We start from the raw sequence: 21144 nt of genomic DNA, 5'->3' as shown, positions 1-21144 counted from the left end.
AAGCTACCGCCTGTCCAAAATGTTCTTTATCCAAGAGATAACGTACATATCAAAGCTACCGCCTGTCCAAAATGTTCTTTATCCAAGAGATAACGTACATATCAAGCTACCGCCTGTCCGAAATGTTCTTTATCCAAGAGATAACGTACATATTAAGCTACCGCCTGTCCAAAATGTTCTTTATCCAAGGGATAATGTACATATTAAGCTACCGCCTGTCCAAAATGTTCTTTATCCAAGAGATAACGTACATATTAAGCTACCGCCTGTCCGAAATATTCTTTATCCAAGGGATAACGCACACCTCCGGCCAGTCCGACCCACAAAATGTTTTTCATCTAAATGATAACAGACAGCAAGTCCTTATTAATTCCCAATAGCTATAGCCCCCTATAGATTGACCAAAGCAACTATGGACCGGATAATAGTAGGAGAGAATAAGAAACATTAGGGGTGAAGTATATGAAAAGAAGTATAGTGGTTATAATGTGGATAATGTTGCTTAGTTTGGCAATGGTGGGATGTGATGATAAGGCTTCAAAGGAAAAAGAACCACGGGATATTAAAGAAATGGTAGAACGCTATAGTGCAGGAGATTTTGAAGATCTGTCCGCTTCTATCACCTCCCAGGAGCTTATTGTGACAAATGGTAATAAAAACCAAGCTACTTATGAACTGCCTAATGATGAATTTTTTGTTTCGATTGCTCCTTTTATACAAAACACTCATCCTTGTGAAAATCACAGCTTAACTGGCTGTCAAGGAGAGCTGAAGGAAGAAGAATTCGAAGTACATATTATGGATGAAGATGGAAATGTAATCATTAATGAAAGAATGACATCTTTGGAAAATGGATTCCTTGATCTTTGGCTGAAGAGGGATAAGACATACGAGGTGAAAATTGAACATAACGGAAAAATGGCGGAATCTAAAATTACTACTTTCGATGGTGACAATACTTGCATCACCACTATGCAATTAATATAAGTCAATAATAATGGAGGTATAGTTTTGAATCAAAAAATACTAATAACGATAGTTACCTTTATGGTATTTTTACTAGTAGGTTGTGGTGGAAATAATGAGACAGAGCCTAGTGACACAAAGAATGATTCTAATATGAATGAAGAATCCCAGCAGGAAAAGGAATCAGATTCTACTGAACATGCTAGTATGGATCATTCTAGCTCAGGAGAAGTTCCAGAAAATCTAGCGAAGGAGGATAATCCGACATATCCTCTTGGAAGTGAAGCGATAATGAGTGCAAAACATATGAAAGGAATGGATGGAGCTGTAGCAACAATTGAAGGTGCCTATCACACTACAGTTTATGCAGTAACCTACAAGCCAACGACTGGTGGTGAAAAAGTAGAAAATCACAAATGGGTGATCCATGAAGAACTTGAAAATGCAGAGGAAGCGCCATACGCTGAAGGAGATGAGGTGGTTCTCGAGGCAGATCATATGAATGGCATGGATGGAGCGAATGCTACAATCGACTCTGCACAAAATACCACTGTTTATATGGTTAGCTATAAAGATACAGAAACGAAGAAAGTAGTCAAAAATCACAAATGGGTGACGGAAGACGAGCTTTCTCCAGTAGAATAGGATAATTTTTAAGCCCTCACTTTACTAGTGGGGGTTTCCTATAGCCTGGAACTATCCTCAGATTTTTTCCTTCTTTCTTCTCTATATCACTCTGAAATGGACGGGATTTTTGCTATAATGAAATAATGGATATAGAATCGTCATTATTGGAGGATTAATTATTGTGTATAATATGGATGAGTGGAAGCATGTGTTCAAACTAGATCCAGCAAAGGATATTTCAGATGAGGTGTTGGATCAAATCTGTGAATCAGGAACAGATGCGATTATAGTTGGTGGAACAGATGAAGTGACATTAGATGGAGTACTACAGTTGCTCAGCTATATTCGTCGCTACTCCGTTCCAGTTATTTTAGAGATTTCGAATCTAGAATCTGTAACTCCAGGCTTTGATTACTATTTTGTGCCAATGGTGCTTAACAGTCAAAATAAAAAATGGCTAGTGGATAAACAGCATGAAGCAGTTGTGGAATATGGAGATGTCATTAATTGGGAGGAAATGTATGCAGAAGGATATTGTATCATGAACCCCGAATCAAAGGTATTTCAGCATACAGATTGTAGTCTCCCTACAGAAGATGAGGCGATTGCTTATGCGAGGATGGCTGAACATTTATTTCGATTACCTTTTTATTATGTAGAGTATAGTGGCAAATATGGAGATCCCAATCTCGTTGAAGCGATAAGCAATCAATTATCAAATACCAAGCTTATCTATGGTGGAGGTATTTCAACAAAATCCCAGGCAGAAGAAATGAGTCAATTTGCCGATATGATTGTTGTTGGAAATGCCATCTATGAAAACCCAAAAGAAGCATTAAAGACAGTCAAAGCAGTTAAGAAGTAATTTTTTCTGAAATAAAAGGATGGTGTTAACATTGAGTCCGATCAAGCATAACCTACTCAATGGTTTAAATAAAGAACAACAAGAGGCTGTCAAACATACAGAGGGCCCATTACTGATCATGGCAGGTGCGGGAAGTGGGAAAACCCGAGTATTGACACACCGGATAGCATACTTATTGGATGAAAAAGAAGTATCCCCCAGAAGTATATTAGCGATTACCTTTACGAATAAAGCAGCAAGGGAAATGAAGGATAGGATGGAGGCTTTAGTGGGCCCTGTTGGTAATGATATGTGGGTTTCCACTTTTCACTCTATGTGTGTCCGTATTTTAAGAAGAGATATTGATCGTATCGGCTACAGTCGAAACTTTACGATTTTAGATAGTGGTGACCAATTAACCGTCATAAAAAATATCGTAAAAGAGAAGAATTTAGATCCGAAGAAATTCGAGCCTAGAGCATTTCTAGGAGCGATAAGCAGTGCGAAAAATGAACTGATTACACCAGAAAAATATGCAGAATCAGTTGCAGATTTCTACAGTAGACAAATTTCTGAGGTGTATGCAGAATACCAAAGACGATTAAGGAAAAACCAAGCATTAGATTTTGATGATTTGATTATGCAAACTATTCATCTATTTAACCGTGTTCCAGAAGTTCTAGAGTACTATCAACGACGCTTTCAATATATTCATGTGGACGAATATCAAGACACAAACCATGCCCAATATTATTTGGTAAAACAACTTGCAGCACGTTTTCAGAATCTTTGTGTTGTTGGGGATTCTGACCAATCTATCTACGCATGGAGAGGGGCAGATATCACGAACATCCTTTCCTTTGAAAAAGATTATCCAACTGCAAAGGTAGTCATGTTGGAGCAGAATTACCGTTCGACAAAATCTATTTTGCAAGCTGCTAATAAAGTGATAGAAAATAATACTGGAAGAAAACCGAAGAACTTATGGACGGACAACCAGGAAGGAAATAAGATTCATTATTTCCATGCTTCCACAGAACGAGAGGAAGGATTGTTTGTTGCAGAAAAGATCGAAGAATATATTCGTGAAGGGAAATACTCCCATAAGGATATTGCGATCCTTTATCGAACAAATGCACAGTCCCGTGCGATTGAGGAGACCTTTATGAAAGCAAATATCCCCTATCAGATGGTCGGGGGAACCAAATTCTATGATCGTAAAGAAATAAAGGACATGCTCGCTTATTTACGTCTCATCGTCAATCCTGAAGATGATATTAGCTTTTTACGGGTAGTCAATGAACCGAAAAGAGGAGTAGGCAAGACCTCGATTGATAAATTACAAGCATATGCTGCGGCAAATGATATTTCCTTATATACAGCTGTGCAGGAGGTAGACTTTGTCGGTGTTAGTGCCAAAGCGGCAAAATCTTTAATAGAATTTGGTCAAATGATTAAAAATTGGGAACAACAGCAGGAATTTCTGACTGCTACAGATATGGTGGAAGAGGTAATTGAGAAGACAGGTTACGAGAAAATGCTAATCAATGAAAGAAGTATTGAAGCCCAAACAAGACTTGAAAATATTGAGGAATTTAAAACAGTTACGAAGCACTTTGAAGAGACAAATGAAGACAAAACCTTAGTTAATTTTCTAACCGATTTAGCCTTAATCTCTGATATTGACCGTATGGATGATGACCCAACTGCAGATGATAAAATCACTATGATGACATTACATGCAGCGAAGGGTTTGGAATTCCCGGTCGTGTTCTTAATCGGAATGGAGGAAAATGTTTTTCCACATAGTAGATCGATGATGGATGAAGAGGAGATGCAGGAAGAACGTAGGCTCGCGTATGTAGGGATAACTAGAGCAGAAGAATTACTGCATGTTTCTCATGCGAAAATGCGGACACTATTTGGTAGAACCAATATGAATCCTATTAGTCGTTTTATTAATGAAATTCCTGAAGAACTGTTAGAAGGAAAAGAACAAGTAGAAGATTCTATGTTTGGCTTTAACCGAGTAGATATCCAGGATAGTGAGCTTCCGTTTGATCAGCCAAAACGTAAACCAAGAAGAATCGTACAACAAACAAGTGGTGGCGAGAAGCAGGAGTGGAAGGTTGGCGATAAAGCAAAGCATAACAAATGGGGACAAGGAACTGTTGTTAAAGTGAATGGGGAAGGGGAAGGATTGGAGTTAGATATTGCTTTCCCAGCACCAACTGGAATTAAACGACTATTGGCAAAATTCGCTCCGATTACGAAAGGATAAGAAGGAGGGTGTCTCAATGACCGAACAAGAGGCGAAAAAAAAGCTAGAAAGCTTACGCGAGGTGTTAGCACAATACAATTATGAATACCATGTTTTAGACAAACCTAGTGTGCCTGATGCCGAATATGATCAAAAAATGCAAGAATTGAAACAAATAGAAGAGCAATACCCTCATTTGATCACCCCAGACTCTCCTTCCCAACGTGTCGGAGGTGAGCCGTTAGAAGGGTTTCAAAAAGTGACTCATCGTGTGCCGATGCTTAGCTTAGGCAATGCCTTTAACGAAGAGGATTTAAAGGATTTTGATCGCCGAGTACGTGAAGGGTTAGACGTAAACAAAGTAACATATGTATGTGAATTAAAAATTGATGGTCTGGCGATTTCTTTAAGATATGAGAATGGTTTTTTTGTTCAAGGAGCAACACGTGGTGATGGAACAACTGGTGAAGATATTACGAATAATTTAAAAACTATCCGTAGTATTCCGTTAAAAATTAAGGATGACAATCCGATTGAAGTACGCGGGGAAGCCTATATGCCACAAAAGTCCTTTTTAGCATTGAATGAAGCAAGAGAACAGATGGAGGAAGAACCGTTTGCTAATCCTAGAAATGCTGCTGCAGGATCGCTTCGACAGCTAGATCCTAAAATTGCAGCCAAACGAAACCTTGATATATTTCTCTATGCAGTAGGAGAATGGGAATCAGGTGAGCTTAGCACACATAGTGAGCGTCTTACTTATTTACAACAGCTTGGGTTTAAGACAAACCCAGAATGGCGAAAATGTGAGGGCATCGAAGAGGTTTTAGAATATGTTGAGAATTGGGTAGAAAAACGAGCAGAACTCTCTTATGATATAGATGGAATTGTTATCAAGGTAGATAACTTAGAAGCACAAGAGCAACTAGGGTTTACAGCGAAAAGTCCGCGCTGGGCTATTGCTTATAAATTTCCAGCAGAAGAAGCGGTAACGGAATTAACCGATATCGAATTGAGTGTCGGTAGAACTGGTGTGATAACTCCGACGGCAATCCTTGAACCAGTGAAAGTTGCAGGTACTACTGTGCAAAGGGCCTCCTTACACAATGAGGATCTAATTAAAGAGAAGGATATTCGTATTGGGGATACAGTGGTTATAAAAAAGGCTGGTGACATCATTCCAGAAGTTGTTCGTGTTGTGATGGATAAACGAATAGAGGAAGGGAAACCTTTTGCGATGCCAACTGAATGTCCGTCGTGCGGTAATGAGCTTGTTCGATTAGAGGAAGAGGTTGCCTTAAGATGTATCAATCCGAATTGTCCTGCCCAACTGAAGGAAGGCTTGATACATTTCGTTTCAAGACTTGCTATGAATATTGATGGGCTTGGAGAAAAGGTGGTGGAACAGCTTTTCCGTGAGAAGCTCATTCATACAATTGCAGATCTATACAGATTAGAAAAAGAAGAGCTACTCCAGCTGGAAAGAATGGGAGAAAAGTCCGTTTCGAATCTGCTTCAAGCGATTGAACAATCAAAGGAAAATTCCTTGGAGCGGTTGTTATTCGGGCTTGGAATTCGCTATGTTGGATCGAAAGCTGCCAAAACATTAGCAGCACATTTTGAAACAGTGGAGAATTTACAACAAGCATCCTTTGAAGAATTAACAGCTGTCGATGAAATCGGAGATAAAATGGCTGATTCTATTGTGCGTTACTTTGAAGATGATAAGGTACAATATCTTTTAACAGAGCTAAAGGACCTAGGATTGAATCTTACCTATAAGGGACCAAAGGCTACAGATGTTGCAGAAGACGCAGTATTTGCTGGTAAGACGATTGTTTTAACTGGAAAATTGTCGATCTATACTCGTCAGGAAGTAAAACAACAGATTGAGTCCCTCGGAGGAAATGTAACAGGAAGTGTTAGTAAAAAAACAGATATTGTCATTGCCGGTGAGGATGCAGGATCAAAACTAGATAAAGCGAATAAGCTCGGGATTCAGGTATGGGACGAGGAAAAGCTACAAACTGTTTTAGAGGGGGAAGCATAAATGAATAGAATCAAGTATAGTCTGTTAATCATCGTGCTTCTTCTGGCAGGTTGTGCGCCACAATTTGGAGAAGATCCTGAGGAAACGATAGTAGATGATTCAACGGAAGAAGCGGAACAGGAAACAGCGATTATTCCGACACATAATTTATCAGAAGATACTTATCGTGTCTTAGTCGATTCAAGTCTTAGTCAGGCTCGAGGGGTTATCACCAACCAAGTATCCAATCGATTAGATATTGATGAGTTAGAGGAAGGATTGCGGAGACATTCCACTAGTGTTTATGACCCAGACAAGTATTTCTTTCAAGAAGGCCAATATTTGACAGAGGATATACTTTATTCATGGCTAGAACGCTATGATAAAGAAGAGCATCCACTTGGTTTAAATCCTGCATTGGGTGAGGGTGAGACATCAGAAGAAGCGGAGAGAAAAAATCCAAAATACTTATCACATATTGTGGAACAAAATTACTTGACGAAAACAGATGGTGAAATGGTGAAGCTTTCCGGGATTTCGATTGCGATCGCCATGAAATCTGTTTATCGATTTCAAACAGAAGTCGGCGGACCTTATTACTACCAGGAGATATCAAAGAACAAAATGTTAAGTGAAGCAAATAAAATAGCGGATGAAGTGTTGAAGAGAATTAGAGAGATAGAAGGGTTGGAGAAGGTTCCTGTCATGATGATGATTTATCGGGAAGCTCCACAAAGCTCACTCGTACCAGGTAACTTTGTCGCCAAAACGAATATAGCTGGAGATGAATCATCAATAGGAGATTGGAAGGAAGTGGATGAGAACTATGTACTGTTTCCTTCAAACAATGCCGAGAAAAATTATTCAGATACTTCCGCAACCTTATCAGACTTTGAAGCAGATGTTGCTTCCTATTTTCCTAACTATGTAAGTGTGATAGGAAAAGGCTTCTATCAAGGTGAAGAATTGAGAGATTTAACGATTGATATACCAGTCTCCTTCTATGGGAAGTCAGAGTTAATCGGTTTTACCCAATATGTTTATGGCTTGGTTCTATCTGGCTTTCCGAATCATTATAATTTGGAGATCAATATTACCTCAGGTCAAAATCAAGAGGCACTAATTGTTCGTGAAGCGGGTGAAGAGGAAGGGTTTGTTCATATCTATAACTAAATTATGATACAAATCTGTTTTGAAATTAGTGTTTTAATGGTAAAATAGACCTTATGGATTTTAGTATTTGTAGATTCTTAGCGCCTATCATTGGCGCTTTGGATTTTTTCAATCAGTTTATAAATGGGACTTTTTTTGGAGGTGAATATTTTGGCAGATATCTCAAAGGAACAGGTAAAGCATGTTGCTAATTTAGCACGCCTTGCTTTAACTGACGAAGAAGTAGAGAAAATGACTAAACAACTAGGTGATATTATTAATTACGCAGAGCTCTTGAATGAGTTAGACACGGAGAATGTAAAGCCAACAACACACGTATTAGACTTAAAAAACGTGATGCGTAAGGATGAGCCGAGAGATTGGATTAGTAAAGAGGATGCACTTAAGAATGCACCAGATCAAAAGGATGGTCAATTCCGAGTACCGTCTATTTTAGATTAAGGAGGAAGGCTAGTGTCACTTTTCGATTATACATTAAAGGAATTACAAGAAAAGCTACATAATAAAGAAATTACAGTTAGCGATCTTGTCGATGCGTCATATACTCGCATACATGAAGTAGATGACAAAATCCAAGCATTTCTTACTTTGAATGAAGAAGAAGCTAGAAAACAAGCAAAAGAACTAGACGAAAAACTAGGCTCTGATGCATCGATTTTATACGGACTTCCGATTGGAATCAAGGACAATATTGTAACAAAAGGCTTGCGTACAACATGTGCTAGTCAAATTTTGGACAACCTAAATGATCCATTATATGATGCTACCGTTGTGGAAAAGCTTAAAGCAGAGAATACAGTAACTGTTGGTAAGCTAAACATGGATGAATTTGCGATGGGTTCATCTAATGAAAATTCTAGCTACCAGAAAACACGCAATCCATGGAATACAGATTATGTTCCAGGTGGATCTAGTGGTGGTTCAGCTGCATCTGTTGCAGCTGGTGAAGTGTTCTTTTCATTAGGCTCTGATACTGGTGGTTCTATCCGTCAACCTGCTGCATTTTGTGGAGTGGTCGGCTTAAAGCCTACATATGGTTTAGTATCACGATTTGGATTAGTTGCATTTGCATCTTCACTAGACCAAATTGGACCACTTACTCGTACGGTAGAAGACAATGCACATTTATTACAGGCCATTGTTGGGCAAGATAAAATGGACTCTACTTCTGCCAATGTGGATATCCCAAATTATAGTGATGCTTTAAAGCAGGATGTAAAAGGATTACGTATTGCGGTACCAAAAGAGTATTTGCAAGAAGGGGTTAATCCAGAGGTGAAAGAAGCTGTATTAGCAGCCTTAAAACAATACGAAGAATTAGGTGCAACATGGGAAGAGGTATCCTTACCACATTCTAAATATGCTGTAGCTGCTTATTATCTTCTTTCCTCTTCAGAAGCTAGTGCGAACTTAGCTCGTTTTGATGGGGTACGTTATGGTGTCCGTACAGAAAAGCGTGTTGATATGTTAGATATGTTTAAATACTCACGATCTGAAGGGTTTGGAGATGAGGTAAAACGTCGTATTATGCTTGGTACGTTTGCTTTAAGCTCTGGATATTACGATGCTTACTACAAAAAAGCTCAGAAAGTACGGACATTAATCAAAAATGATTTTGAAAAAGTCTTTGAAGACTATGACGTGATTGTTGGCCCAACTACTCCAACACCAGCATTTAAAGTTGGCGAAAAGATAGATGATCCTTTAACCATGTATGCAAATGATATCTTAACTATTCCAGTAAACCTAGCAGGTGTTCCGGGCATCTCCATACCTTGTGGGTTTTCAAGTGAAGGATTACCAATTGGACTACAAATTATCGGAAAACATTTCGATGAGTCCACGATTTATCGTACGGCATATGCTTTTGAACAAGCTACCGATCATCATAATAGACGTCCTAACCTAGGAGGTGACCTATCATGACAAATTTCGAAACAGTCATTGGTTTAGAGGTTCACGTGGAATTAAAGACGAATTCTAAGATTTTTAGTCCAAGTCCCAATGCATTTGGTTCCGAACCGAACGCTAATGTGAACCCAATTGACTTAGGGTACCCTGGTGTTTTACCAGTTTTAAATGAAGAAGCAGTAAATTATGCGATGAAGGCAGCAATGGCGATTAACTGTGAAATCGCAACAGATACCAAATTTGATCGTAAAAACTATTTTTATCCAGATAATCCTAAAGCCTATCAAATTTCACAATTCGATCAACCTATTGGGGAAAACGGATGGATCGAAATTGAAGTGAATGGAGAGAAAAAGAAAATAGGAATTACCCGCCTTCATTTAGAAGAAGATGCTGGAAAATTAACACATAATGATGATGGCTATTCATTAGTCGATTATAATCGACAAGGTACGCCACTTGTTGAGATCGTATCAGAACCAGATATTCGTACACCAGAAGAGGCTTACGCTTATCTTGAAAAATTAAAGAATATTATTCAGTATACAGGAGTATCTGACTGTAAAATGGAAGAGGGTTCACTGCGATGTGATGCCAATATTTCTATTCGTCCAGTTGGCCAAAAAGAATTTGGTACAAAAACAGAGCTGAAAAATTTAAACTCCTTCTCCTTCGTGCAAAAAGGTTTAGAATTCGAAGAAAAGCGTCAACGAGAAGTACTATTAAATGGTGGGGAAATTCTACAGGAAACTCGCCGTTATGATGAACAAACAAAAGAAACCATTCTCATGCGTGTGAAGGAAGGTTCTGACGATTATCGTTATTTCCCTGAGCCAGATCTTGTACCACTTTATATTGACGATGCATGGAAGGAAAGAATTCGTGCAGAAATTCCAGAACTACCAGATGCACGTAGAGAACGATATGTGAAGGAATTAGATCTCCCTTCCTATGATGCAGGAGTGTTAACAAGTACGATAGAAATGTCTGATTTCTTTGAGGCGTCGATTGCCGCAGGAGCAGATCCTAAGCAAGCTTCTAACTGGCTAATGGGTGAAGTTTCAGCATATATGAATAAACATCAAATCGAAATTACAGATTTAAAGATGACACCAGAAGCTTTAGCGAAAATGATACAGTTGATTGCGGATGGAACGATATCCTCCAAAATGGCTAAAAAGGTCTTTGCTGAATTAGTAGACAAAGGCGGAGATCCAGAAAAAATCGTCAAAGAAAAAGGACTTGTACAAATTTCAGATGAAGGTCAGCTTCGTGAAATTATTGTCGGAATTCTTGATGCGAACGAGCAATCTATCATTGACTTCAAAAATGGGAAGGATAAAGCACTTGGCTTCTTAGTTGGTCAAACAATGAAAGCTACCAAAGGCCAAGCAAACCCACCAATGGTAAATAAAATCATTAAAGAAGAAATCGACAAAAGATAATCCATGTCTGATAGCGAAAGAAGAAGGACTGTGGCATAGTCGCTCAGTCCTTTTTACATGTTGATAAAGTACTCATCGAAGCAAAAATAATATTGAACACAACCTTAGAGATAATACTTGTATAAACGTCAACTTGTCTGGGCACTTACAAAAAATAGTAGTTTTTCTTTGCAATTATGATTAAATCGCTTATGATGTAAGATAGAAGGTTTACTTAAGAGGAGATATGAACATGAAACGTGCGCGTATTATTTACAATCCAACTTCTGGACGTGAAGTGTTTAAAAGAGAACTAGCGGAAGTATTGAAAAGGTTTGAGCAAGCAGGTTATGAAACATCGACACATGCCACCACATGTGAAGGAGATGGGGTTCAAGCTGCTCGATATGCCGTGGAACAAAAATTCGATCTAATCATAGCTGCTGGTGGAGATGGGACGGTTAATGAAGTAGTACAAGGTATAGCTGAACAGGATTATCGGCCTCAACTTGCAATTATTCCAGTTGGTACGACGAATGACTTTGCTCGTGCGCTCGGGATCCCAAGGGAAATTCAGAAGGCGGTTGACGTGATTTTAGAACATAATGTTAGGTCACTTGACATTGGAAAAGTGAATGACCAATACTTTATGAACATTGCTGGTGGAGGTAAATTGACAGAGCTTACTTATGAGGTGCCAAGTAAACTTAAAACAATGCTTGGTCAGCTAGCTTATTATTTAAAAGGAATTGAGATGCTTCCTTCACTAAAGCCAACGAAAGTAAAAATTGAATATGATGGTAAGGTTTTAGAAGAAGAAATCATGTTATTTTTAGTATCAAATACAAACTCTGTTGGTGGATTTGAAAAACTAGCACCGGCAGCGAAAATGGATGACGGATATTTTGATTTAGTAATTCTTAAAAAAGCGAATTTAGCAGAATTTATTCGTATTGCTACCCTTGCGACAAGAGGAGCTCACTTAGAAGACAAACATATTTTCTATACAAAGGCCAATCGAATTAAAGTACACTCAGAAGAGAAAATGCAGTTGAATTTAGATGGGGAGTATGGTGGGCTATTGCCTGGTGAATTTGTCAATTTGTATCGTCATATTGAATTTTTTGTTTCGAAAGAGTTTATCGAAAAACAGGATCAAATTACAGAATAGGAAGGATACGATGTCTATAAGATAGATGTCGTATTTTTTATACGTTAGGAAATTATAAAGGATAAGGAAAGCTAACGCATCTAATGTTTCTACGAATGAGGTAATTATTTCCCAGGAAATGATGAATTTAGACAAGGAATTTCCTATTTACTTCTTACTATGATAAAATTTTGACAGCATACGATCAGACAACAAATATATCTCCAAGAAGGATGTAGATAAAATGACGAAAAAAACACCTCCTGTAAAGAAAAATGAGCTGGTGGAGCTTATATTTGAAGATATAACACATGAAGGCGCAGGTGTTGGAAAGATAGGAGGCTATCCATTATTCGTTCCATACGCTCTACCAGGTGAAAAAGCCAAAGTAAAGGTGATTAATGTAAAGAAAAACTTTGGATTTGGTAAATTGGTAGAAACGGTCGAAGAAAGTCCTGCAAGAGTAGACCCTCCTTGTAATGTTTATTACAAATGCGGTGGTTGTCAGCTACAACATATGAGCTATGAGATGCAGCTAGAAATGAAAAGAAACCAGGTGCAAAATGCACTGAAAAAGATTGGGCATATAGTGGATATTCCTATCCATCCAACAATCGGAATGGAGGATCCATGGCGTTATCGGAATAAAGTGCAAATTCCTGTTGGATCGCAAAATGGCGAGCTTATTACAGGATTTTATCGCAAAAGAAGCCATGATATTATCGATGATATGGAACGGTGTATCATTACCGATGAAGTCAATGATCGAATGATTGATGCTGTAAGAGAGATTGCCAACAGGCTGGGGATCTCTGCCTATGATGAAGAAAAAAATCGTGGTCTATTACGACATATTATGGTTCGTTCTGGTCAAGAAACTAAACAAACGATGATTGTTCTTATAACGAAGAAGGAAAAAATACCGGCATTAGAAAAGCTTGTAGATGAGATAGTGAAAACATATCCAGAAGTAAAGTCAGTCGTGCAAAATATCAACCCTGAACGGACGAATGTCATCTTAGGTAAGAAATCAAAGGTGCTTTGGGGAGACCCTTATATCTATGACGAAATCGGTGGTATTCGTTTTGCTATCTCCGCCAAATCCTTCTACCAAGTCAATCCTGTCCAAACGAAAAAATTATATGACAAAGCATTAGAATATGCAGCTTTAACAGGAAAAGAGACAGTAATTGATGCATACTGCGGAATAGGTACCATCTCCTTGTTTCTAGCGAAAAATGCGAAAAAGGTCTATGGAGTAGAAGTGGTGCCTGAAGCGATCTCAGATGCGAAGGAAAATGCAAAACTAAATCAGATAGAAAATGCCGAATTTTTTGTAGGGCAAGCCGAAAAGGTTATGCCATGGTGGAAAGCTCAAGGATTACGTCCTGATGTCATTGTTGTCGATCCTCCAAGAAAGGGCTGTGATGAATCCTTTTTGCAAGCAATGATTGACATGAAGCCAAAAAGAATTGTATATGTGTCCTGTAATCCATCCACATTGGCAAGAGACTTAAAGATCTTGGATGAGGGTGGTTATGAGACGAAGGAAGTGCAGCCTGTGGATATGTTTCCGCAGACGACACATATCGAATGTGTGGTTTGGTTGGAATTGGATTTTGTAGATCAAAAATAAACTCTTGCTAATTTCACCACCAATTCTGTAAGAATAAACATTTGCTTTTCCAATAAGAAATCTAATAATTTCTCGGGTTTTCCTCAAATGGAGCCCGAGTTTTTTCATGCCCATAATAGAGTAAAGAGGGAGGAGGAAAGAATCTTATTCGATCATTCTTATCTCCGTTATTTCTTGTCATTACTGTGTTTTTTCAATATCTCATCCATGATTCAATTCAATAACAAATCAATACTCATCCACTATTTTTCTCTTTATTCTATCCCTCTTAACTCCACTATCTTTTCTCTCCTATTTTTTCATTCTATTACCAAAACTTTATTCCAACTCCGAAAAAAACGTGAAAAAACAGCCGAAAAAGGTCCGAAAAACGGTCATTTTTGATCCGAAAAAGTCTAATAATGGGGGTTCCGTAGCAAAACTTTATTTTAACTGATACGGTGGAATGGGGCTTGCAAGGGGAAAGGGAAAAGTTTTGTATTTTGATAAAGAGAGATTTGAAAATATTATTATCAAATTAGCTAAAGGTCGTGTAGCGTATGATTTTGATTTCTTGCTTTAGACTCTGAACCAACTTTAGAGTATGGATGGAAATTTGATTTAGATGATTGTGATATTTGGACTTTATCACAATCAAATGGAGAATATATATCAAAATGTACTATTAACAGTAGCAGACAAATACATTTCTTAAAAAATTAGAATTTTAGTATTTTCCTTACAAATGATAATAAAGGTTTCGTAAATTAAATAGAGTGCAACGATTTGAGGAAAAAAGAGCTAGGTGCCACTACCTGCCGGAAAAACTAAGAGGGTGAGGTTACAACTAGGTTTTGAAAAATTATCTATTTGGAATTTAGACATGAACCAGACAGTTGAACATGGGAACGTAAGGTTAATGGCTGTCGAATCATCCAATAGATTTATCATAATGATGATATTATGAATGATTAGCACCACGTTAAACAATTCAGGATATATATAAATTAAACATGCCCTTGACTCGAATAATTCTTGACTTTTTTACTAAAAAAACGGACACTGTCTTTAAGAATGTTAGCAAAAGAAAGCAGGTTAAGCATGAAGGTAAAAAGTCAAGATGCATATCCCTTATACGCTCAAATTGCAGATGATATGCGTTTAAATATTCAAACAGAAAAGTGGCCCGAGGGAGAGCGGATACCAACTGAAATGGAGCTTTGTTCGATGTATCATGTCAGTCGAATTACTATACGTAAGGCAATCGATGAGCTAATGAAGGAAGATATGCTTGTTCGCATTCGTTCAAAAGGTACATTTGTTAAAGAAGCTTTTCAGGAAGAAGACCATTTTACAGTTATTAAAGGTTTTACCCAAGAATTACAAGAGAGAGGAAAATATGCAAAAACAGTAGATGTTGAAATTCAGTTAGCTAATGCAGATAAACGAATCGCAAAGTTTCTTAATATTGAAACAGGCAGTCAGATATTGATCTTGAAACGTGTTAGAGGAGACGAGGACGCTGTATTTGCCTTTTTTATTACCTATATTGCTTATGATCGTGATTATTCAATAGACCCGAGAGATTACTATACTTCTTTTTATGCTTATTTACGTACAAAAAATATTATCGTTAACCAAGAACGAGAGTATGTGGAGGCTGTCTCACCGAATCGGGAAGTTCAGCGAAAGTTAAAAATCAAAGAATCAGAACCAGTATTAAAACGTGTCCGCTTTACTTCACAAATTACAGAAAACTTTTATGAATATACAGAATGCTTCTATATAGGTAAGAAATATCGTTATTATTTAGACTTCCATCAAAGCTGAATTATATAACAAAGCCCTTCAACCCTAGAGACAGCGCTCTTTGAAAAAGACAATTTAGCGCCATTTCTTGTGCTATAATGTTATGACAAAAGAACAATAAAGGAGGTATGTTATGTATGATGCTTTTCCAAAAACAAGAGTAAAAGTACAAGGAGGGTTTAATGGATATTCAGCAATTCAGACAGAAATACGACGAACCAAGAGTAATGTTATAGCTGTGGAATGTTATCCTGCTATAAATGAAGAGGAAATTCTAGAGCGGTTAATAGCACCGCTAGAACCGGGGTTAATTATACAAGCTACAGAACAGTTCTATACGGTGGAAAAAGTCACAACCATGATTGAAGAAAACTTAACAGAAGATCGAATTTTTGGTGTAGTTAGTCATCATCAATTGCAAGACTTTATAGATGGAAAACAACAAGAGATATTACAACAAAAAATCCAAACTGTTTTGGCAAGTAATCAATCTGTGGTGGTATATGGAGTTGGAGCTTCTTTGCTCTACCCAGCTGATCTATTGATCTATGCAGATCTGTCCAGATGGGAAATTCAAAAAAGATATCAATCTGGCACCTATAGTAATTGGCAAGCCAATAATGCTGGAGAAGATCCTTTACGTATGATCAAACGTGGTTACTTCTTTGAGTGGCGTGTGGCGGACAGGCTCAAACAGCAATTGTTTAATTCGATTGATTATTTCCTGGACACTCATCAAGCTAATCAACCTGTAATGTTAGAGGCAACGGCTTATTTTGAAGCATTAGAGCAGATTGCCAGACAGCCTTTTCGTTTAGTGCCATTCTTTGATCCTGGAGTCTGGGGTGGTAACTGGATGCAGGAAACCTTTGAAGTGGAACAGTATAAGGACAATTTGGCATGGAGTTTTGATGGTGTTCCAGAGGAGAACAGCTTATTGCTGGCAACAAATACAATTCAGATGGAAATCCCAGCTAATAATCTTGTATTCTATCAACCTGCAGCTTTATTGGGCGAACGAGTCTATGATCAATTAGGCAAAGAATTTCCAATCCGTTTTAATTACTTGGATACAGTAGGGGGCGGTAATCTCAGCCTGCAAGTGCATCCATTAGTAGAGTATGTACAGAAGACATTTGGCATGACCTATACGCAAGATGAGAGTTATTACATTATAGAGGCGAAGGATCAGGCCTCACTCTATTTAGGGGTTAAAAATGGTACCAATAAAAAAGAATTAATGAAAGCGTTGCAACATTCAGCTTCAAGCGGTGAGCGTTTTCCTGATGAACAATATATTTATCAGCGTCCAGTGAAAAAACATGATCATTATTCCATTCCAGCAGGAACTATTCATAGTGCGGGTGCGAACACCGTGGTATTAGAAATAAGTGCTACTCCTAATCGTTTTACCTTTAAACTTTGGGATTGGGGTCGGCTTGGTTTAGATGGCTTGCCTCGTCCTGTCCATTTAAATCATGGAGAGCCTAATATTGTGATATCACGTGATCAAGACTGGGTAGAACAAGAATTATGCAATCAAATGGAGCTTATCGCTGAATATCCAGAATGGCAGGAAGAACGTACAGGGCTTCATAAAACGGAATTTATTGAAACGAGAAGACATACCTTTACTGGCAAGGTTTTGCATCAAACTCATGGCAGCGTCAATATGTTGAATTTGGTCGAAGGGGAAGAGGCAATTATTGAGAGCCTTGATCACAGTTTTGATCCGTTTGTGGTGCACTATGGAGAAACCTTTATTATTCCGGAATCAGTGAAACAATATACGATCCAGCCGTATGGCAGGAGTATAGGTAAACAATTAATGACAATTAAGGCATTTGTGCGCTAAATCATAGGAGGGGGAATAGTGTCTCAAATGTTTTATCTATGTTTAGACATAGGCGGTACCGAAATAAAGGTGAATATACTAGATCAAAATTATCAATGTTTCTATCCAGAAGATTATCATTACCCATCTAAGGCACAATCTAGCAAACAAGAGATTCTCAAACATTTTACAGTAATTTTGGAGGAACAATTACAGAACTTCAAAGGCTCGATACAAGGAATTGGCTTTGCCTTCCCTGGTCCATTTGATTATTTCCATGGGGTTAGTTTAATGCAAGGATTAGGGAAGTTTGAGTCGCTCTATCAAGTAAATATAGCTAACTTTGTTCAACAATGGCTGCTATCTCAAAGATACACAAGTGGGTTTCCAATTTGCTTTGAAAATGATGCGGTTGCTTTTGCCATCGGAGAGTATCAGGAAGGTGTTGCCAAGCAAGCAGAGAAAATGATCTGCCTTACTCTTGGGACAGGATTTGGTTCCACTTTTATTGAGCAGGGGCGAGTAGTTCGCAGTCAGTATGGTTTGCCAGACAGTGGTATGCTTTATCAACAGCCCTTCTTAGATGGTGTAATTGAGAATTACTTATCGGCTAATGGTCTAGCTAGCATTGCTCAGCAATTTTCGTTGGAAGATTGGGATGGATTAAGCGTATCAAAGGCAGCAGCTGCTGGCTCTAATGAAGCCCAGCAGGTGTTTCACCAATTTGGAGTAATGGTTGGAATAGCACTCCACCCTTATGTACATGCCTTTGCGCCAGATTGTATCGTCTTCGGTGGACAAATTTCGAAGAGTTTTACCTGGATGGAAAAAGGTATTGAAGCAGGTATGGATTATCAAAAATCACTGGATATGATCGCAAGCCCGTATGGTTCAAGGAGTACATATAAAGGTTTATGTCACCAATTAAAGCAACTGTAAATAATAGGAGGATGAAAGATGAAGAAAAAGTGGAAATTACAACTGATCCATCATTCGCACACTGATATTGGCTATACCGATCGACAAGAAAAGATTGAACGTCACCATGTAGAATATATCAAATCGGTCCTTGATATATTAGAAGCGAGTGAGAATGGCTCTAGACCGGAATGGAAAGGGTATAAATGGACATGTGAAAACTATTGGCAGGTTGAGCGGTTCTTTGAGCAAAGTAGTGATAGTGACAAACAGAAATTTATCCAATATGTACAGTCAGGTCAGATTGATATCTCTTTAACCTATTTGAATATGACTGACCTTGTCGATAATGACATTTTAGATGCTATGTTTAAAAAAGGAAGAAAATTCTCTAATGAACATCAGCTTGATTTGGATTCAGCTATGACAGCAGATATCAATGGATTTTCATGGGGATATGCAGAAACAATGCATCAGAACAGCATTGTAAATCTCTATTCCTGTTTACATACTCATCATGGCATGTTCCCGCTCTATAAGAAACAGATCCCCTTCTGGTGGGAAACACCAAATGGAAACAAGATTTTAGTTTGGAATGGTGACCATTATCAAATTGGTAATGATTTTATGTTGATTCCAAATAGCTATCGCATAGATAATGGGACAGAGATAGTTACATCAGATGATCAAATGGCCATTGCAGAGCAGCGTATTTTCGAATATTTGGAGAACCTGGAAGCAGAAGACTATCCCTTCGATTTTGTTCCTAATATGATTTCAGGGATTGTAACCGATAATTCACCACCTAATCCTCGGCTAATTGAAATGATTCATAAATGGAATGATAAGCATGGCGGTCAAGTGGAGATTGAATTAACTACTCTACATCAGTTCTTTGATTTTCTACGTAAACAGGAGCTTGATCTTCCAGTGTATGCAGGTGACTGGACAGACTGGTGGTCAGATGGAGTTGGCTCCACCCCTGCCCCAACTAAGATCTATCGGGATGCTCAACAGAAGTATCACTTATCACAGAAACTAGATCCACAAGGTAAATGGGGGCGTGAATCTCTTTTGCAAGAAGCGGAGTATCAATTGATGTTATATGCAGAGCATACATGGGGTTATGCCTCTTCCGTCAGTGAACCGTGGAATACGCTTGTGAATGATTTAGACTATCGTAAGGCAGCCTATGCTATTAACGCCAATCGCCTTATTTCACAACATTTGGATCAGATACTTGGTCACTTGGGAGAAGTGCCACCAACAATTGATCGGGTAAAGTATTTTAAAGTAGTCAATCCCCATGATTATCCAGTGACAGATTATGCTACTGTACCGATAAAACATTGGGAACATATCGATGGCAGGTATTTAGCATGGGATCGAGACAATTATATTGATGTGATCGATTGTGAAACAAATGAGAAACTTGCTGCCCAGTTTACACCAATACCAAATGGTGATGTCATTGAATTTGCCATTTCTTTAGCGACAAAGGAAGAGAAGCTGTTGAAATTAGTGAAAGGTGAAGCACCAAAGAATCCACGACACGCTAACCATGCACATATTGGCACTGACAGAGTAGAAGATATTGCTCCTTATCCGGGTTATGAAGGTGTACCGGATACTCATGTAGTAGAAACCAAACACTATCGATTAGCTTTTGATCAGCAATCAGGAATTACATCCTTACGAGATAAGAAAAATAAAAGAGAATTGATCCATCCAGAAGCACTATATGCACCTTTTACAGGAGTATATGAGAAGACACCAATTACAACGGATGCCTGTACTGAAAGAAGATTGATGGGACGAAATCGTAAAGGGAGATTGGCAGATCGTTATACTGCTAGTCTAAAACATATCGATATAACTAAAGACGGAGATTTATTTACTGCCGTTCAAATGGATTTTGAACTAGAAGGTACACAGATGTACACGGTGATCCTTAAGGTCTATAAAGAACTGCCGAAAATTGCTGTAACGGTTAGAATTCAAAAGCAGAATGAGTGGGCACCGGAAAATCTTTATATTCCACTGCCATTTAGTGCGGACAAAGATGGTGAACTATTTATTGAAAAGACTGGTGCAGTGCTTCGACCGGCAATTGATCAACTGCCAGGAACTAATACGGAGTTTTTCTGCTTACAGAATGGGCTTGCCTTTACAGGAACAGACAGTTCACTTCTAATAGCAATCAAAGATACACCACTGATTACCTTAGATTCTTTAGCACATCATCCTATTGAATTAGCAAATGATCAGCAGCATGACAAGAATCGACAACCCGTTTATTCTTGGATTATGAATAATTTCTGGGAAACAAATTTCAAGGTTGATTTATCAGGTTTCTATGAGTTTGACTATCAATTATATCTTGTTTCTGAGCAGCAGAATCCAAAACGATTATTGGAAAAGTGTCAACAATTAAATCAAGGCCTGCTTGCATTCCCGGTTAACCCTAGTAGGGAAGGAGCTTGATGATGAAAAAATTGCATGTCGTGTTTAAGACACACTTAGATCTTGGTTTTACTGACCTTGTCGAGAAAGTAATGGATACCTATCTCTATGATTTTATCCC

17 protein-coding genes are annotated in these 21144 nt (G+C 38.3%); all 17 read left to right on the top strand.

What is annotated here, in order from left to right; all coding sequences use genetic code 11:
- Positions 1 to 346 (top strand): hypothetical protein (locus DLJ74_RS20625; RefSeq protein WP_219987220.1); only part of this gene is annotated, 346 nt, incomplete at its 5' end.
- 116 nt (positions 347 to 462) lie between these two features.
- Positions 463 to 987, top strand: coding sequence for a CueP family metal-binding protein (locus DLJ74_RS06875; protein ID WP_109983913.1), 525 nt, complete (start codon positions 463 to 465; stop codon positions 985 to 987).
- Positions 988 to 1011: 24 nt separating this feature from the next.
- Entirely contained in the window at positions 1012 to 1611 is a 600-nt protein-coding gene (locus DLJ74_RS06870) for a YdhK family protein (protein WP_425454570.1), read from the top strand.
- A gap of 163 nt (positions 1612 to 1774) precedes the next feature.
- Positions 1775 to 2458, top strand: coding sequence for a heptaprenylglyceryl phosphate synthase (pcrB, locus tag DLJ74_RS06865; RefSeq protein WP_109983912.1), 684 nt, complete (start codon positions 1775 to 1777; stop codon positions 2456 to 2458).
- A gap of 31 nt (positions 2459 to 2489) precedes the next feature.
- The gene (gene pcrA, locus DLJ74_RS06860) at positions 2490 to 4718 is read left to right on the top strand and encodes a DNA helicase PcrA (RefSeq protein ID WP_245902289.1); all 2229 of its coding nucleotides are present in this window, start codon (positions 2490 to 2492) and stop codon (positions 4716 to 4718) included.
- Positions 4719 to 4734: 16 nt separating this feature from the next.
- Positions 4735 to 6747, top strand: coding sequence for an NAD-dependent DNA ligase LigA (ligA, locus tag DLJ74_RS06855; protein ID WP_109983910.1), 2013 nt, complete (start codon positions 4735 to 4737; stop codon positions 6745 to 6747).
- Positions 6748 to 7899, top strand: coding sequence for a CamS family sex pheromone protein (locus DLJ74_RS06850; protein WP_109983909.1), 1152 nt, complete (start codon positions 6748 to 6750; stop codon positions 7897 to 7899).
- Positions 7900 to 8049: 150 nt separating this feature from the next.
- Positions 8050 to 8340 carry an Asp-tRNA(Asn)/Glu-tRNA(Gln) amidotransferase subunit GatC gene (gatC, locus tag DLJ74_RS06845; RefSeq protein WP_109983908.1) on the top strand — a complete coding sequence of 97 codons (291 nt, stop codon included), beginning with the start codon at positions 8050 to 8052 and terminating at the stop codon, positions 8338 to 8340.
- A 12-nt stretch (positions 8341 to 8352) separates the two neighbouring features.
- Positions 8353 to 9825: an Asp-tRNA(Asn)/Glu-tRNA(Gln) amidotransferase subunit GatA gene (gene gatA, locus DLJ74_RS06840; RefSeq protein WP_054861529.1), complete on the top strand. Its 1473-nt coding sequence runs from the start codon at positions 8353 to 8355 to the stop codon at positions 9823 to 9825.
- A complete protein-coding gene (gatB, locus tag DLJ74_RS06835) occupies positions 9822 to 11255 on the top strand; it encodes an Asp-tRNA(Asn)/Glu-tRNA(Gln) amidotransferase subunit GatB (RefSeq protein ID WP_054861528.1) in 1434 nt (477 codons plus the stop codon). The genes gatA and gatB overlap by 4 nt, the downstream gene beginning before the upstream one ends.
- 232 nt (positions 11256 to 11487) lie before the next feature.
- A complete protein-coding gene (locus DLJ74_RS06830; protein WP_109983907.1) occupies positions 11488 to 12405 on the top strand; it encodes a diacylglycerol kinase in 918 nt (305 codons plus the stop codon).
- Between the two features lie 223 nt (positions 12406 to 12628).
- A complete protein-coding gene (gene rlmD / locus DLJ74_RS06825; protein WP_109983906.1) occupies positions 12629 to 14020 on the top strand; it encodes a 23S rRNA (uracil(1939)-C(5))-methyltransferase RlmD in 1392 nt (463 codons plus the stop codon).
- A gap of 784 nt (positions 14021 to 14804) precedes the next feature.
- Positions 14805 to 14966 (top strand): fibronectin type III-like domain-contianing protein, encoded by a 162-nt coding sequence (locus DLJ74_RS21015; RefSeq protein ID WP_425454569.1) that lies wholly within the window; start codon positions 14805 to 14807, stop codon positions 14964 to 14966.
- Between the two features lie 134 nt (positions 14967 to 15100).
- On the top strand, positions 15101 to 15829 hold the full coding sequence (locus DLJ74_RS06820) for a GntR family transcriptional regulator (protein WP_054861526.1): 729 nt from the start codon (positions 15101 to 15103) through the stop codon (positions 15827 to 15829).
- A gap of 112 nt (positions 15830 to 15941) precedes the next feature.
- Positions 15942 to 17663: a class I mannose-6-phosphate isomerase gene (locus DLJ74_RS06815; RefSeq protein WP_109983904.1), complete on the top strand. Its 1722-nt coding sequence runs from the start codon at positions 15942 to 15944 to the stop codon at positions 17661 to 17663.
- A gap of 27 nt (positions 17664 to 17690) precedes the next feature.
- Positions 17691 to 18581: an ROK family protein gene (locus DLJ74_RS06810; protein WP_245902290.1), complete on the top strand. Its 891-nt coding sequence runs from the start codon at positions 17691 to 17693 to the stop codon at positions 18579 to 18581.
- 18 nt (positions 18582 to 18599) lie between these two features.
- Positions 18600 to 21044, top strand: coding sequence for a glycoside hydrolase family 38 N-terminal domain-containing protein (locus DLJ74_RS06805; protein ID WP_109983902.1), 2445 nt, complete (start codon positions 18600 to 18602; stop codon positions 21042 to 21044).
- The last annotated feature ends 100 nt before the right edge of the window (positions 21045 to 21144 follow it).

The organism is Gracilibacillus dipsosauri (assembly GCF_003176895.1).
GTDB lineage: Bacteria > Bacillota > Bacilli > Bacillales > Amphibacillaceae > Gracilibacillus > Gracilibacillus dipsosauri.
This window is presented reverse-complemented; position numbering and strand designations above follow the sequence as displayed.

Bases quoted from the DNA above. Each gene is read 5' to 3' on its own strand.
- DLJ74_RS06805 (WP_109983902.1), top strand. From the start codon at position 18,600: ATGAAGAAAAAGTGGAAATTACAACTGATCCATCATTCGCACACTGAT.
- DLJ74_RS06820 (WP_054861526.1), top strand. From the start codon at position 15,101: ATGAAGGTAAAAAGTCAAGATGCATATCCCTTATACGCTCAAATTGCA.
- DLJ74_RS06815 (WP_109983904.1), top strand. From the start codon at position 15,942: ATGTATGATGCTTTTCCAAAAACAAGAGTAAAAGTACAAGGAGGGTTT.
- DLJ74_RS06875 (WP_109983913.1), top strand. From the start codon at position 463: ATGAAAAGAAGTATAGTGGTTATAATGTGGATAATGTTGCTTAGTTTG.
- DLJ74_RS06850 (WP_109983909.1), top strand. From the start codon at position 6,748: ATGAATAGAATCAAGTATAGTCTGTTAATCATCGTGCTTCTTCTGGCA.
- ligA (WP_109983910.1), top strand. From the start codon at position 4,735: ATGACCGAACAAGAGGCGAAAAAAAAGCTAGAAAGCTTACGCGAGGTG.
- DLJ74_RS06830 (WP_109983907.1), top strand. From the start codon at position 11,488: ATGAAACGTGCGCGTATTATTTACAATCCAACTTCTGGACGTGAAGTG.
- DLJ74_RS06810 (WP_245902290.1), top strand. From the start codon at position 17,691: ATGTTTTATCTATGTTTAGACATAGGCGGTACCGAAATAAAGGTGAAT.
- rlmD (WP_109983906.1), top strand. From the start codon at position 12,629: ATGACGAAAAAAACACCTCCTGTAAAGAAAAATGAGCTGGTGGAGCTT.
- gatB (WP_054861528.1), top strand. From the start codon at position 9,822: ATGACAAATTTCGAAACAGTCATTGGTTTAGAGGTTCACGTGGAATTA.